Genomic DNA, 14,304 nt, shown 5'->3' on the forward strand with positions numbered 1-14,304 from the left:
CTCCCGGCCCGTCGTGGGTAGGACGGGCCGTGGAGGGAGCGCCATGGAGATCCCCAAGCGGCCCGCGCCGCCGGCGGGGCTGCGCCGGACCCTGTTCCGGCTGCCCGTCCACCTGTACCGCAGGGGCCTCGGCCCGCTGTTCGGGGACCGGTTCCTGCTGCTGGAGCACGTGGGCCGCGTGTCCGGGGCGACGCGGCAGGCGGTCGTGGAGGTCGTGGAGCACGCCGGGGACGACTACGTCGTGTGCTCCGGCTTCGGTCCGCGGTCCGACTGGTACCGCAACCTGCTGAAGACGCCGCGGGCGACCGTCCAGGTGGGGCGGACCCGGTTCGCGGTGACGGCGCGGCGGCTGGACGCCGACGAGGGCGGTGAGCTGATGGTCCGTTACGCGCCGCGCCACCCGAAGGCCGCGGCACGGCTCCTCCGCTACATGGGCTTCATCGTCGACGGCACCAAGGACGACTACCGCCGCGTCGGCCGCGAACTCCCCTTCATGCGCCTCACCAGGGTCCGCTAGAGGGTGGTGGGGAGCGCCTCCACGGTGAGGGCCGACATCGACTTGAGGGCCTTCAGGACGGTGGGGTGCGGCACCGCGTGGACCGTCGGCAGGACCGGGACCGACGGGTATGCGAGACGGTCCTCGGAGGCGGAGAACTCGACGTGGACCTCGTCGTTGTTGCCGCGCGGGTCGAGCAGGACCCAGCGGTCGTCCACCAGCGCGGCGCTGAGCCCGTGGACGAAGCCGTCCACCAGCTGGTAGCACAGGCCCGCCTGGATCCCGCCGGCCCGCAGCAGCGCCACGTAGGCGTTGGACTTGGCGTAGCAGAGGCCGGTGCGCCGTTCGAGGACGTCGGACGCCCGCCAGGTGACGCGGTCGTCGCCGGCGTCCATCGAGTGGGTCACCCGGTCGCGGACGTGGTCGAACGCGGCCCGCGCGTACGCCACGTCGTCGCCGGTGCGCAGGTCCGAGGCGGTCTGCTGGACGAGCGGATGCTCGATGTCGATCGCCTCGGACGCGCCCAGGTAGTCCCAGGGCTCGGCGGCGAACTCCATCACAGGCCGAGCAGCGACTCGATGCCGACGGTGAGCCGGTCGGGGCCGTCCACGACCTTGCGGACGGCCAGCAGCACGCCCGGCATGAACGACTCGCGGTTCATCGAGTCGTGCCGGATCGTGAACAGCTCGCCGTGTCCGCCGAGCACGACCTCCTGGTGCGCGACGGCACCGGACAGCCGCACCGCGTGCACGTGGACGCCGTCCACGTCGGCGCCGCGGGCGCCGTCGAACTCCTCGGTGGTGGCGTCCGGCGGCGGCGCGACCCCCGCCTCCGCGCGGGCGGCGGCGACCAGCTCGGCGGTGCGGTACGCGGTGCCCGACGGGGCGTCCACCTTGTTCGGGTGGTGCAGCTCCACGATCTCCACGGACTCGAAGAACGGCGCGGCCTTCTGCGCGAAGTGCATCATCAGCACGGCGCCGATGCCGAAGTTCGGCGCGATCAGGACGTTCGGCCCCTTGCCGCCGGTCAGCCACGACCGGACCGTGTCGAGCCGGGACGGGTCGAACCCGGTGGTGCCGACGACGGCGTGCAGGCCGTGCTCGACGCACCACTTGAGGTTGTCCATGACGACGGCCGGGCGGGTGAAGTCGACGACCACCTCGGCGGCGGTCAGCGGCTCCCGCTCGTCGTCCTGGTCGACGGCGGCGACGAGCTCCATGTCGTCCGCGCCCTGCACGGCCCGGCACACCTCGGCGCCCATCCGGCCGCGCGAGCCCAGCACCCCAACCTTGATCACGTGTTCCTCCCGATGACGCGTCCGACGAGCCTACCGGCCCCGGGTGATCAGTCGTCGTCGGCCACGAACAGGTTGAGCAGCCAGCTCACCACCCCGATGATGATCGCGCCCCAGAACGCGGGCCAGAACCACTCGACGTGGAACGGCAGGTCCAGCTTCCCGGCCACCCAGCTGGTCAGCATGAGCAGCCCCGCGTTCACCACCAGGGCGATCAGGCCCAGCGTGACGATGTAGAACACGCAGCCGAGCACCTTGATCACCGGCTTCAGCACCGCGTTGATGATGCCGAAGATGACCGCCACGACCAGCAGCGTGAGCGCCTTCTCGCCGGTGCTGCCGCCGTGCACGTCGATGCCGTCGACCACGGCGGACGCCACCCACAGCGCGATCGCCGAGATCACCACCCGGATGAGGATCTTCACCCCGCGCCGATACCCGGTCGGCCGGTGCGCTAACTCCGGAAGTCGCGGTCGCCGACGGGGCCGATGACGGTGAGGGCGCTCGGGGCCGACAGGATCTCGCCGGCGACGTCGCGGACGTCGTCGAGGGTGACGGCCTCGATGCGGGCGAGGACGTCGTCGACCGGCAGCAGCGACTCGTACACCAGCTCGCTCTTGCCGATGCGGCTCATCCGGGAGCCGGTGTCCTCGAGGCCGAGGACCATCGCGCCGCGCAGCTGGCCCTTGCCGCGCTCCAGCTCCTCCTCGGTGAGGCTCCGCTCGGCGGCCCAGCCCACCTCGTCGCGGCAGATCGACAGGACCTCGTCGACCTTGCCGGGCTGGCAGCCCGCGTAGACGCCGAAGATGCCGGAGTCGGCGTACTGGGCGGTGTAGCTGTACACCGAGTAGGCCAGGCCGCGCTTCTCGCGGATCTCCTGGAAGAGCCGGGACGACATGCCTCCGCCGAGCGCGGCGTTCAGCACGCCGAGCGCGAAGCGGCGGTCGTCGGTGCGGCACACGCCCGGGACGCCGAGGACGATGTGCGCCTGCTCGGTGTCCTTGTCGATCACGACGGTGCGCGGGTCGACCGGGGCGGCGGGGCCGCCGACGCGCGGCGGAGCGGGCTCGGCGTCGCCGGTGAGGTGGCCGGCGAACGCCTCCGACACCAGCCGGACGACCTCGTCGTGGTCGATGTTCCCGGCGACGGACACCACCAGGTTGGACGCGGTGTAGTGCTCCCGGTAGTAGCCGTGGATGCGGTCGCGGGACAGCGCGTTGATCGAGTCCTCGGTGCCGAGGATCGGGCGGCCGAGCGGGGTGTCGCCGTACAGCGCGGTCGCGAACTCGTCATGGATGAGGTCGCCGGGGTCGTCGTCGCGCATGTGGATCTCTTCGAGGATCACGCCGCGCTCGGCCTCGACGTCCTCGGGCCGGTTCACCGAGTCGGCGACCATGTCGGACACGACGTCCACCGCGAGCGGGAGGTCGGAGTCCAGCACCCGGGCGTAGTAGCAGGTGTACTCCTTGGCGGTGAACGCGTTGAGGTCGCCGCCGACCGCGTCGACCGCCGCGGAGATCTCCAGCGCCGACCGGCGCCGCGTGCCCTTGAACAGCACGTGCTCCAGGTAGTGGCTGGCGCCGGCGTCGGCGGGCGCCTCGTCGCGGGACCCGACGGCCGACCAGACGCCGAACGCCGCGGACCGCACCGCCGGCGTCGACTCGGTGATGATCCGCAGCCCGCCGGGCAGCACGGTGCGGCGGACCGCACCGGCCTCGTCGGTGTGGATCGTGGTGGTGGTGCCGGGCTCCTGCGCCCGCGCCAGCAGGGTCACGGTGTCGCTCGCATTCGATGGTGGTCCAGGGACGGACGGGGGGCGGAAAGCGGCCGACCGGCCTGCCCGGGGCGGGCAGGCCGGTCGGTCATCACGTGCTCGGTCAGGAGTTGCGCTGGCCGGAGTCGTCGCCGCGGCGGGTGCGGCGGCGGCGCGGGGCGCGCTTGTCGCCGTCCTCGCGGCGCTCCCGGCGCTCGCCGGAGTCGCCGTCGGCCTCCGCGGCGGCCGGCTCGTCGCCGTCCTCGGGACGCTCGGCGGCCTCCCGCTCGATCACCTCGACCGGCACCAGCGACAGCTTGCCGCGCTGGTCGATCTCGGTGACCTCGACCTGGATCTTCTCGCCGACGCCCATCACGTCCTCGACGTTCTCGATCCGGGCGCCGCCGTGCAGCTTGCGGATCTGCGAGACGTGCAGCAGGCCGTCCTTGCCGGGCAGCAGCGACACGAACGCGCCGAACGTCGTGGTCTTGACGACGGTGCCGAGGAACCGCTCGCCGACCTCCGGCATGTGCGGGTTCGCGATCGCGTTGATCGCGGTCCGCGCGGCCTCGGCGGACGGCCCGTCGGTGGCGCCGACGTAGATGGTGCCGTCGTCCTCGATCGTGATGTCGGCGCCGGTGTCGTCCTGGATCGAGTTGATCATCTTGCCCTTCGGGCCGATGACCTCGCCGATCTTGTCGACCGGGACCTTGATGGTGATGATCCGCGGCGCGTTCGGGCTCATCTCGGCGGGCGCCTCGATGGCCTCCTGCATGACGTCCAGGATCGCCAGCCGGGCGCCCTTGGCCTGCTTCAGCGCGGCGGCCAGCACCGAGGCGGGGATGCCGTCGAGCTTGGTGTCCAGCTGCAGCGCGGTGATCAGGTCGCGGGTGCCGGCGACCTTGAAGTCCATGTCGCCGAACGCGTCCTCGGCGCCGAGGATGTCGGTGAGGGTGACGTACTCGCCGCCCTCGCTGATCAGGCCCATCGCGATGCCCGCCACCATCTGCTTCAGCGGGACGCCCGCGTCCAGCAGCGACATGGTGGACGCGCAGACCGAGCCCATCGAGGTGGAGCCGTTGGACCCGAGCGCCTCCGACACCTGCCGGATCGCGTACGGGAACTCCTCGCGGGTCGGCAGCACCGGCAGCAGCGCGCGCTCGGCGAGCGCGCCGTGCCCGATCTCGCGGCGCTTCGGCGAGCCCACCCGGCCGGTCTCACCGGTGGAGTACGGCGGGAAGTTGTAGTTGTGCATGTAGCGCTTGGTGCGCTCGGGGTTCAGCGTGTCGATCATCTGCTCCATGCGGAGCATGTTCAGCGTCGTCACGCCGAGGATCTGCGTCTCGCCGCGCTCGAACAGCGCCGACCCGTGCACCCGCGGGAGCACGTGCGCCTCGGCGGTGAGCTGGCGGATGTCCTTCAGGCCGCGGCCGTCCATGCGCAGCCCGTCGCGGATGACCCGCTCGCGGACGAGCTTCTTGGTCACGGCGCGGTAGGCGGCGGAGATCTCCTTCTCGCGGCCCTCGAAGCGCTCGGCGAGCTTCTCGACCGCGCCGGCCTTGATCTCGTCGAGCCGGGACTCGCGCTCCTGCTTGCCGGCGATGGTCAGCGCCTGCGCGAGGTCGTCGCTGACGGCCTCGGTGACGGCGGCGAGCACGTCGTCCTGGTAGTCCAGGAAGATCGGGTACTCGGCGGTCTCCTTCGCGGCGACGGCCGCGAGCTCGCTCTGCGCCTGGCACAGCACCTTGATGAACGGCTTGGCCGCGTCCAGGCCCTGCGCGACGGTCTCCTCGGTCGGGGCGGTCGCGCCCTCGCCGACGAGCTTGAGGGTGTCGCGGGTGGACTCCGCCTCGACCATCATGATCGCGACGTCGCCGTCCTCCAGCACCCGGCCGGCGACGACCATGTCGAAGGTCGCGCGCTCCAGCTCGGGGTGCGTCGGGAAGCCGACCCACTGGCCCTCGATCAGCGCGACGCGGACGCCGCCGATCGGGCCGGAGAACGGCAGCCCGGCGAGCTGGGTGGACATCGACGCGGCGTTGATCGCCACGACGTCGTACAGGTGGTCGGGGTGCAGCGCCATGATCGTCTCGACGATCTGGATCTCGTTGCGCAGCCCCTTGCGGAACGACGGCCGCAGCGGCCGGTCGATCAGCCGGCAGGTCAGGATCGCGTCCTCGGACGGCCGGCCCTCGCGGCGGAAGAACGAGCCGGGGATGCGCCCGGCGGCGTACATCCGCTCCTCGACGTCCACGGTCAGCGGGAAGAAGTCCAGGTTCTCCTTGGGCTTTTTCGACGCGGTGGTCGCCGACAGCACCATCGTCTCGTCGTCGAGGTAGGCGACGGCGGAGCCGGCGGCCTGGCGGGCCAGCCGGCCCGTCTCGAAGCGGATGGTGCGGGTGCCGAACGTGCCGTTGTCGATCACGGCCTCGGTGCTCTGCGCACCGTCGATGCGCACGGCTTCTGTCACGGGAAACCTCCTCAGGGTTTCTTCATCGGTCCTCGCGGCCGTTTCCCGTGGCTTTCACGCTGCCGGTCTTCGATCGAAGCACCCGGATCGTCACGCCCGCCGATGCGGCGGAACGGATCCGGAAGCCACTACCGAGGACCGGCCCGCACCAGCGGTGTCCGCGAGGCTCTTCTTCGGTTCTACCGCCGGACGGGACGTCGCGGCCCCGCCCGGCTCACAGAAAGAGAGGGAGCGGCCCGGCGGGCCACTCCCTCAGCGTGCTAGCGGCGCAGACCGAGTCGCTCGATCAGCTGCCGGTAGCGGTTGATGTCCTTGTTGCTCAGGTACTTCAGGAGCCGGCGACGACGGCCGACCAGCAGCAGCAGGCCACGGCGGCTGTGGTGGTCGTGCTTGTGCTCCTTGAGGTGCTCGGTCAGATCGTTGATGCGGCGCGTCAGCAGTGCGACCTGGACCTCCGGGGATCCGGTGTCACCCTCAGTGGTCGCGTACTCGGCGATGATCTGGTTCTTCGTGGCGGTGTCGAGCGACACGTGGCTCCTTCGATGAGATCGTCACCCGCAGATCCGGCCCCGTGGGGCTCCCGGGTCCGCATGGTGCGTTTTGAGAGGTGGCGAGCCGCATGAGGGTGCAGCCAGCCGCGCCGGGACCCACCCGGCGACTCTTCACCGTACCATGTCGGCCCCATGACGGAACCGGTCCGAGACCCCGCCCGACGAGGCCAGGGAGGCTCAGGAGGTGATCTCGCGGGCGCGCGCGACGTCGCGCCGCATCTCCTCGATGAGGGCGTCGATCGAGTCGAACTTCAGGGTGTCGCGGATGCGGGCGGTGAAGTCGACGCCCATGTGCTCGCCGTACAGGTCGAGGTCGTCGCGGTCCAGGGCGTAGGCCTCGACGGTCCGCTCCCCCGCGCCCTCGAACGTCGGGTTGGTGCCGATGGAGATCGCGGCGGGCCAGCGGAAGCCGGGGTAGCGGTCGGTGTCGGCGACGAGCCAGCCGCCGTACACCCCGTCCGCGGGGACCGCGGTGTGCGGCAGCGTCTCCAGGTTCGCGGTGGGGAAGCCGAGCGCCCGGCCGCGCTGGTGGCCGCGGACGACCACGCCCTCGACGCGGTGCGGGCGGCCGAGCGCGCCCGCGGCGCCCGCGACGTCGCCGGCCTCCAGCCGCTCCCGGATGTAGGTGGAGGAGATCGTGTCGCCGTTGGCGACCAGCGGCATGCCCTCGGCGGTGAAGTCGTACTTCTCGCCGAGCTCCTTCAGCAGCGCGACGTCGCCCTTGGCCTTGTGCCCGAACCGGAAGTCCTCGCCGACGATCACGTGGGCCGCGTGGAGCCGGTCCACCAGGACCTGCTGGACGAACTCGTCCGGCGGCGTCTTCGACAGGTCCAGCGTGAACGGCACGACCACGACCGCGTCGGTGCCGAGGCCCTCCAGCAGCTCGATGCGCCGCTGGGTGGTGGCGAGCAGCGGCGGGTGGGTGCCGGGCCGGACGACCTCGTCGGGATGCGGGTCGAAGGTGATCGTCACCGAGCGCAGGCCGCGGCGGCGCGCCTCCTCGGCGGCGGCGCCGACGATCCGCTGATGACCGAGGTGCACCCCGTCGAACACCCCGATGGTGACCACCGAACGGCCCCAGTCGGCGGGAACCTCGTCGAGGCCATGCCAGCGCCGCACCATGCTCTCCCTGCGTAGGACGTCCCTGCGGGTTCTGTCTGTCGTCATAAGGGTGCCATGCGCCGTCCGGTGCCGTTACCGAGGGGGCGCGCTTCGGACCGCCCGGCGGTCACCCGGCCCGGTAGACGACGAACGAGACGGCGATGTACTGCAGGACGTACGCGGCGAGCGTGCAGGCGTGGAACACCTCGTGGAAGCCGAACCAGCGCGGGGACGGGTTGGGCCTTTGCAGCCCGTAGACGATGCCGCCGACGCTGTAGCAGATGCCTCCGAGCGCGACCATCACGCAGGCGACGACGCCCGCGCCGTCGAGGAACTGCGGCAGGAAGAAGACCGCGACCCAGCCCAGCACGATGTAGAGGGTGACGTAGAGCGCGCGCGGGGCACCGATCCAGGTGGTGCGGAACACCACACCGGCGATGGCCCCCGTCCATACGGTGGCGAGAACCGCGATGCGCAGGCCGCCGTCGAGGGCCAGCACGGCGAACGGGGTGTACGTCCCGGCGATGATCAGGTAGATGTTCGCGTGGTCGAAGCGGCGCAGCACCTCGATCAGCCGGTGCGAGCCGGCCTGCCGGTGGTAGGTACCGGAGATCCCGAACAGCAGCCCGGACGTGGCGACGTAGACGGCCGAGGAGAGCCGGGCGAGCGTGGTGGGGCCGAGCGCGACGAGCACCAGCCCGGCGAGCATGACGGCGGGGAACGCGCCGAGGTGCAGCCAGCCGCGCATCCGCGGCTTGGTCGGGGACGCGGCCTCGGCGCCCGGTCCGGGCTCGCCGGCGGGGTCGGTCACGGGATCGGTCACCGCGGTCATCGACAGCCTCCTCAGCAACTAACCTACGGTTTCGTAGGTTACGCGACCGTAGGTTCGCGCGCATCGCCGCCGCGGGTGACGCTCGCCACGGCGGAGCGGCGGACCCCGGCGTCCATAATCGATGCCCGCCCGGTCAGCCGACGAACACCGCGAGCGGCTTGGCGACCTTCCCCTGCTCCTCGACCAGGGCCAGCAGCGACCCGTCCGGCGCGAACACGCCCACCGGGCCCGGGCCGAGACCCGCCGCCGCCAGGCGCCCGCCGTGCGCGACCTTGCGCGCGTCGTCCTCCGACACGTCCCGGCGCGGGAACACCGCCCCGACCGCCTCCGCCATCGGCAGGATCTCCAGCTCCTCGCCGAGCTGCTCGAGCGTCCGCGCCATCGCCAGGTCGTACGGGCCGACCCGCGTGCGGCGCAGCGCCGTCAGGTGCCCGCCGCAGCCGAGCGACGCGCCCAGGTCCCGGGCCAGCGCCCGGATATAGGTCCCCGACGAGCAGGACACCGACGCGTCCACGTCGATCACCTCGCCGTGCCGCCGGACGTCCAGGACCCGGAACTCGTGCACCGTCACCGGACGCGCGGCGAGCTCGACCTCCTCGCCCTTGCGGGCCATCTTGTACGCCCGCTGCCCGTTCACCTTGATCGCGCTGACCTGCGGCGGCACCTGCTCGATCGGCCCGGTCAGCGCCGCGATCCCCGCCTGCAGCGCCTCGTCGGCCACGGACGCGGCGGACGCGGTCGCCGTGATCTCGCCCTCCGCGTCGTCGGTGTTGGTCGACTCGCCCAGCCGGATCGTCGCGTCGTAGCCCTTCCGCGTCAGCGCGAGATGGCCGAGCAGCCGCGTCGCCTTCCCGACGCCGAGGACCAGCACGCCCGTCGCCATCGGATCCAGCGTCCCGGCGTGCCCGACGCGCCGCGTCTTCGCCAGCCGCCGCATCTTCCCCACCACATCGTGCGAGGTCCACTCCGCCGGCTTGTCCACGATGACGAGTCCCGAGTTCTCCACGCGCGCTCTCTACTCCTCGTCGGGGCCCGGCTCGCGCAGCGCGGCGCGCAGCCGGTCGATGATCCAGGCGGGCTCCCCGCCCATGGTGAACGCGGCGGCGGTGCGGTGCCCGCCCCCGCCCAGCTCCACGCACGCCCGGCCGACGTCCACCGCGCCCTTCGCGCGCGTCGACACGTACCACTCGCCGCGGTCGTTCTCCTTCAGCACGACCGCGACCTCGGCCTCGTCGGTGCGCCTGAGCTGGTCGATGACGCCTTCGAGCTGGTCGTAGGGGACGTCGCGGGCCTCGCGGTCGGACCGGGCGATCGTCGTCCAGACCAGGCCGTGGCCGCCCGCCGCGTCCCGCTCCAGCCGGGCCCGCGCCAGCGCCCCCGCCAGGACCTGCAGGTATCCGAACGGCGCCCGGTCCCACAGCTCCCGGCTGACCGCCTCCGGCCGGACCCCGGCCGTCAGCAGCCGTCCGGCCAGGTCGTGCACCTCGGGCGTCGTGCACGGGTACTTGAACGAGCCGGTGTCGCTGGCGAGCCCCGCGTACAGGCCCTGCGCGATGTCGCCGTCCAGCGGCACGCCGAGCCGCCGGATCAGCTCCTCGACCAGCACCGCCGTCGCCGCCGCGTCCGGATCGACCAGCCGGACGCCGCCGAACCCGACGTTGGAGGCGTGGTGGTCGACCACGATCAGCGCCTCCGCCCTGCCCGCCGCCTCGGCGAGCGTCCCGAGCCGCGCCTGCCCCGCCGCGTCCAGCGAGATCATCAGCGCCGGAGCGGCCGGCATCCGCGCGGGCTCGACCAGGAACTCCTGGCCGGGCAGGAACCGCAGGATCGCCGGGACCGCGAACGGCTCGCCGAACGAGGCCAGGCACCGCTTGCCCATCGCGTGCAGCGCCTGCGCGAGCGCGAGCATCGAGCCGAGCGCGTCCCCGTCCGGGGCGATGTGGCAGGCGAGGCACACCTCGTCGGCCGCCTCGATCAGCTCGACGGCCCGGTCCCAGTCCATGGCGCCGGCCGCGTCGGGCAGGCCCGCCCGCGCCGGCGAACCGGCGCCCTCGGTCCCGTTCGGACGTGCCCCGTCCGAAGCCCCGGCGCCGTTCAATCCAACGCCCTTCGCACCAGCCCAACTCGCGGACGCACCATTCGGCACACCGTTCGAAGCGGTCCGCCCCAAGGCGTCTCCACCCGGGCAGGCGCCGTTGGGGCCGGCACTGTTCGCGGCCGGTCCGGAAGGGCCGTCCCCAGCAGTGCCGGTCCCCTTCAGGCCGGCCCCGTTCGCCGGCGCACCGTTCAGGACGATCCCGCCAGGGCCGCTCCCGCTCAGGACGGTGCCGTTCGAGGACGGTCCAGCGGGGCCCGTGCCGTTAGGGGCGGACGTGCTCGCGCCGACACCGTTCGACCCGGTCGCGGCCGGAGCAGGGGCCTTCAAGGGCAGGGGCGTCGCGGGGATGCGGGGCACGGTGTCGTGGCCGCTCGCCCGGTGCCCGCCCCCGCCGTCCTGCGGGGAGTCGCCGGCCCGGGCGGCGCCCGGTTCGTCCGCGCGCCCCTCGGGCCCGCTCACGACGACGGGCGTCCGGACCGGCCGTCCTCACCGTCCTCCGCCGCGTCCAGGTCGTCCAGGTCCTCGCCGTCCGCCTCGTCGTCGAGGTCCGCGGGAGCGGGCTCGCGGTAGGGGTTGGCCTCCCCCGCCGGGGCCGCGCCCTGCGCCGCCCGCGCCACCTCCGCGTCCTTCGCGCGGGCCTTGGCGAGCAGGTCGTCGATGTGCGCCGCGTTCTCCATCAGGGAGTCCATGACGAACGTGATGCTGGGCGTGTGCCGCACCCCGGTCTTCCTGCCGACCTCCGACCGGATGACGCCCTTGGCGCTCTCCAGGGCCGCCGCCGTCTCGGCGCGCTCGCCGTCCGACCCGTACACCGTGTAGTACACGGTCGCGTCGCGCAGGTCGTTGGTGATGCGGGTGTCCGTCACGGTCACGAAGCCGAGCCGCGGATCCTTGATCCGCCTCTCCAGCATCTCGGCCACGATCTGCTGGATGCGGTCGGCGAGCTTGCGCGCCCGAGCTGCGTCCACCATGATCGCACTCCCTTTCTATGGTCGCGGGGTCCCGCGGGGGCGAACCCCCGCGGGCCCCGGTGTGCCGGCCCGTCGTCCGGCGCCCCGCCGGGGCGGCGCGCCGGGCTCCGGCCGGTCATTCCTCGTCGTTGAACAGCCGCTGCCGCGCGGACAGCAGCTCGATCTCCGGCCGCCCGAACACCAGGCGCTCGCACTGGTCGAGCACCTGGGTGCAGTTGGCCGCGGTGCCCGAGACCACGGCGATCCCGATCTCCGCCCTGCGGTGCAGGTCGTTGTCGCCGGTCTCGGACACGGCCACCCCCGGGAAGTGCTTGCGCACCTCGGCGATGATGGGCCGGACCACCGACCGCTTCTGCTTCAGCGACCGCACGTCCCCCAGCAGCAGGTCGAGCGTCAGCGCACCCACGTACACCTGGTCGATCACCTCGGGATCCACAAGTAGGAACGACGGCGATCAGCCGCCGTGTTCCCAGGCGTCCGGCGGGCGCCCGGGAATGACAGACGCCAGGCTAGAAGAACCGCCTGGCGTCGTGTCACATTTTTTCACCGGTCCGTCCCGGACGGCCGCCCGCGCGGACCGGGCCCGCAGGCCTGGTCCGCGCGGACGTTCGTGCCGGACGATCGGATGCCGCGAGTGCGGGCCTCAGACGCGAGGCTTCTCCCGCATCTCGAAGCACTCGATGACATCGCCGAGCTTGATGTCGTTGTAGCCGACCCCGATGCCGCACTCGAAGCCCTCGCGGACCTCGGTCGCGTCGTCCTTGAAGCGGCGCAGCGACGACACCGTGAGGTTGTCGGCGACCACGACGCCGTCGCGGACGAGGCGGGCCTTGGCGTTGCGCTGGATGATCCCCGAGGTGACCATCGAACCGCCGACGTTGCCGATCCGCGGCACCTTGAAGATCTCCCGGATTTCGGCGGTGCCCAGCTGGGCCTCCTCGAACTCCGGCTTGAGCATGCCCTTGAGGGCCGCCTCGATCTCGTCGATCGCCTGGTAGATGACCGAGTAGTAGCGGATGTCGACGCCTTCGCGGTCGGCCAGCTCCTGCGCGTTGCGCTCGGGCCGCACGTTGAAGCCGATGATGACCGCGCCCTCCTCGGACGCCAGCGACAGGTTGACGTCGTCCTGCGTGATCGCGCCGACACCGCGGCGGATGATCCGCAGGCTGACCTCGTCGCCCACGTCGATCTTGAGGAGCGAGTCCTCCAGCGCCTCGACCGAACCGGACACGTCGCCCTTGAGGATGAGCAGCAGTTCCTGCCGCTTGCCCTCCTGGAAGTCCTTGAACAGTTCCTCGAGGGAGCTGCTCTTGCGGCTGCGCAGGAGTTCGGCGTTGCGCTTGCGCGCCACCCGCTTGTCGGCGATCTGCCGGGCGACCCGGTCGTCCTCGACGACCAGGAAGTTGTCGCCGGCGCCGGGCACGGCCGCGAGGCCGAGCACCATCACCGGACGGGACGGGCCCGCCTCCTCGACGTTGTTGCCGTTCTCGTCGAGCATCGCCCGGACGCGGCCGCTGGCCACGCCGCAGACGATCGAGTCGCCGACCCGCAGCGTGCCGCGCTGCACCAGCACGGTCGCCACGGCGCCCCGGCCCTTGTCCAGGTGGGCCTCGATGGCCGAGCCCTGGGCGGGCATGTCGGGGTTGGCCTTCAGCTCCAGCTCGGCGTCGGCGGTCAGGATGACCGCCTCGAGCAGCCCGTCGATGTTGGTGCCCTGCTTGGCGGACACGTCGACGAACTGGGTCTGACCGCCGAACTCCTCGGCGACCAGGCCGTACTCGGTGAGCTGCGCCCGGACCCGGTTCGGGTCCGCGCCCTCGACGTCGATCTTGTTGACCGCGACGACGATCGGCACCCCGGCCGCCGTGGCGTGGTCGATCGCCTCGGTGGTCTGCGGCTTCACGCCGTCGTCCGCGGCGACCACCAGCACCACCAGGTCGGTGGTGTCGGCACCGCGGGCACGCATGGCGGTGAACGCCTCGTGGCCCGGGGTGTCGATGAAGGTGATCTTGCGGTCCTCGCCGTCGACCACGGTCTCGACCTGGTAGGCGCCGATGTGCTGGGTGATGCCGCCGGCCTCGCCCGCCTGCACGTTGGCGTGCCGGATGGCGTCCAGCAGCTTGGTCTTACCGTGGTCGACGTGACCCATGACGGTCACCACCGGCGGACGGGACTCGAGGTGCTCGTCGCCGCCCTCGTCCTCGCCGTACTCGATGTCGAACGACTCGAGCAGCGCGCGGTCCTCTTCCTCGGGGCTGACGACATGGACCTCGAAGTCCAGCTCCAGACCCAGGGCCTGCAGGTCGTCGGGGTCGACCGACTGCGTCGCGGTGAGCATCTTGCCGAGGTGCATCATGATCGCGACGAGCGACGCCGGGTTGGCGCCGATCTTCTCGGCGAAGTCGGTCAGCGACGCGCCCTGCGGAAGGCTGATGGCCTTGCCGTTGCCGCGCGGAGCCGAGACGCCGCCGACGGCGGGCGCCTGCATGTTCTCGAACTCTTGACGACGCGCCCGCTTCGACTTGCGGCCGCGCGCGGGACGTCCGCCGGGACGGCCGAACGCGCCCTGCGTGCCGCCGCGTCCGCGGCCGCCGCCACCGGGACGGGGGCCGAAGCCGCCGCCACCGCCGGGACGTCCGCCGGCGCCCGCACGGGGACCGCCGAAGCCGCCGCCGCCACCGGGGCGACCGCCGCCACCGGGACCGCGGCCGCCGCCGCCCGGACGGCCACCGCCGCCG

General features: G+C 72.3%; 14 protein-coding genes. 1 reads left to right on the forward strand and 13 read right to left on the reverse strand.

Features of this window, described 5'->3' with window-relative positions:
- The first annotated feature begins 43 nt into the window (after positions 1 to 43).
- Positions 44 to 517 carry a nitroreductase family deazaflavin-dependent oxidoreductase gene (locus J4709_RS19560; protein ID WP_208242719.1) on the forward strand — a complete coding sequence of 158 codons (474 nt, stop codon included), beginning with the start codon at positions 44 to 46 and terminating at the stop codon, positions 515 to 517.
- Here the strand turns inward: J4709_RS19560 and J4709_RS19565 are convergent.
- From J4709_RS19565 to infB, 13 genes are all read right to left on the reverse strand, one after another.
- Positions 514 to 1,053 (reverse strand): transglutaminase-like domain-containing protein, encoded by a 540-nt coding sequence (locus tag J4709_RS19565; protein ID WP_208242785.1) that lies wholly within the window; start codon positions 1,051 to 1,053, stop codon positions 514 to 516. The genes J4709_RS19560 and J4709_RS19565 overlap by 4 nt on opposite strands.
- The gene (gene dapB / locus J4709_RS19570) at positions 1,053 to 1,793 is read right to left on the reverse strand and encodes a 4-hydroxy-tetrahydrodipicolinate reductase (protein ID WP_208242721.1); all 741 of its coding nucleotides are present in this window, start codon (positions 1,791 to 1,793) and stop codon (positions 1,053 to 1,055) included. Before dapB ends, J4709_RS19565 begins: the two co-directional genes overlap by 1 nt.
- Positions 1,794 to 1,840: 47 nt before the next feature.
- Positions 1,841 to 2,215, reverse strand: a complete 375-nt coding sequence (locus J4709_RS19575) for a phage holin family protein (protein ID WP_208242723.1) — start codon at positions 2,213 to 2,215, stop codon at positions 1,841 to 1,843.
- A gap of 29 nt (positions 2,216 to 2,244) precedes the next feature.
- A complete protein-coding gene (locus J4709_RS19580; RefSeq protein ID WP_208242725.1) occupies positions 2,245 to 3,564 on the reverse strand; it encodes a M16 family metallopeptidase in 1,320 nt (439 codons plus the stop codon).
- Positions 3,565 to 3,667: 103 nt separating this feature from the next.
- Positions 3,668 to 5,995, reverse strand: a complete 2,328-nt coding sequence (locus J4709_RS19585; protein ID WP_208242787.1) for a polyribonucleotide nucleotidyltransferase — start codon at positions 5,993 to 5,995, stop codon at positions 3,668 to 3,670.
- A 278-nt stretch (positions 5,996 to 6,273) separates the two neighbouring features.
- A complete protein-coding gene (gene rpsO, locus J4709_RS19590) occupies positions 6,274 to 6,543 on the reverse strand; it encodes a 30S ribosomal protein S15 (protein WP_021599383.1) in 270 nt (89 codons plus the stop codon).
- A 198-nt stretch (positions 6,544 to 6,741) separates the two neighbouring features.
- Positions 6,742 to 7,683, reverse strand: a complete 942-nt coding sequence (locus J4709_RS19595; protein WP_208242789.1) for a bifunctional riboflavin kinase/FAD synthetase — start codon at positions 7,681 to 7,683, stop codon at positions 6,742 to 6,744.
- Positions 7,684 to 7,792: 109 nt separating this feature from the next.
- Entirely contained in the window at positions 7,793 to 8,497 is a 705-nt protein-coding gene (trhA, locus tag J4709_RS19600; RefSeq protein ID WP_208242733.1) for a PAQR family membrane homeostasis protein TrhA, read from the reverse strand.
- A 133-nt stretch (positions 8,498 to 8,630) separates the two neighbouring features.
- Positions 8,631 to 9,503, reverse strand: a complete 873-nt coding sequence (gene truB / locus J4709_RS19605; protein WP_208242735.1) for a tRNA pseudouridine(55) synthase TruB — start codon at positions 9,501 to 9,503, stop codon at positions 8,631 to 8,633.
- 9 nt (positions 9,504 to 9,512) lie between these two features.
- Positions 9,513 to 10,595: a DHH family phosphoesterase gene (locus J4709_RS19610; protein ID WP_232383715.1), complete on the reverse strand. Its 1,083-nt coding sequence runs from the start codon at positions 10,593 to 10,595 to the stop codon at positions 9,513 to 9,515.
- Positions 10,596 to 11,050: 455 nt separating this feature from the next.
- Positions 11,051 to 11,566 (reverse strand): 30S ribosome-binding factor RbfA, encoded by a 516-nt coding sequence (gene rbfA / locus J4709_RS19615; protein WP_208242737.1) that lies wholly within the window; start codon positions 11,564 to 11,566, stop codon positions 11,051 to 11,053.
- 115 nt (positions 11,567 to 11,681) lie between these two features.
- Positions 11,682 to 11,990 (reverse strand): DUF503 domain-containing protein, encoded by a 309-nt coding sequence (locus tag J4709_RS19620; RefSeq protein ID WP_246342456.1) that lies wholly within the window; start codon positions 11,988 to 11,990, stop codon positions 11,682 to 11,684.
- 219 nt (positions 11,991 to 12,209) lie between these two features.
- The coding region (infB, locus tag J4709_RS19625; RefSeq protein ID WP_208242739.1) for a translation initiation factor IF-2 at positions 12,210 to 14,304 on the reverse strand (2,095 nt) is incomplete at its 5' end.

It is taken from the genome of Actinomadura violacea (genome assembly GCF_017573465.1).
Taxonomy (GTDB): Bacteria; Actinomycetota; Actinomycetes; order Streptosporangiales; family Streptosporangiaceae; genus Spirillospora; species Spirillospora violacea.

Coding starts and splice junctions, on each gene's coding strand:
- J4709_RS19560 (WP_208242719.1), top strand. CDS start 44: ATGGAGATCCCCAAGCGGCCCGCGCCGCCGGCGGGGCTGCGCCGGACC.
- rbfA (WP_208242737.1), bottom strand. CDS start 11,566: ATGGTGGACGCAGCTCGGGCGCGCAAGCTCGCCGACCGCATCCAGCAG.
- trhA (WP_208242733.1), bottom strand. CDS start 8,497: ATGACCGCGGTGACCGATCCCGTGACCGACCCCGCCGGCGAGCCCGGA.
- J4709_RS19565 (WP_208242785.1), bottom strand. CDS start 1,053: ATGGAGTTCGCCGCCGAGCCCTGGGACTACCTGGGCGCGTCCGAGGCG.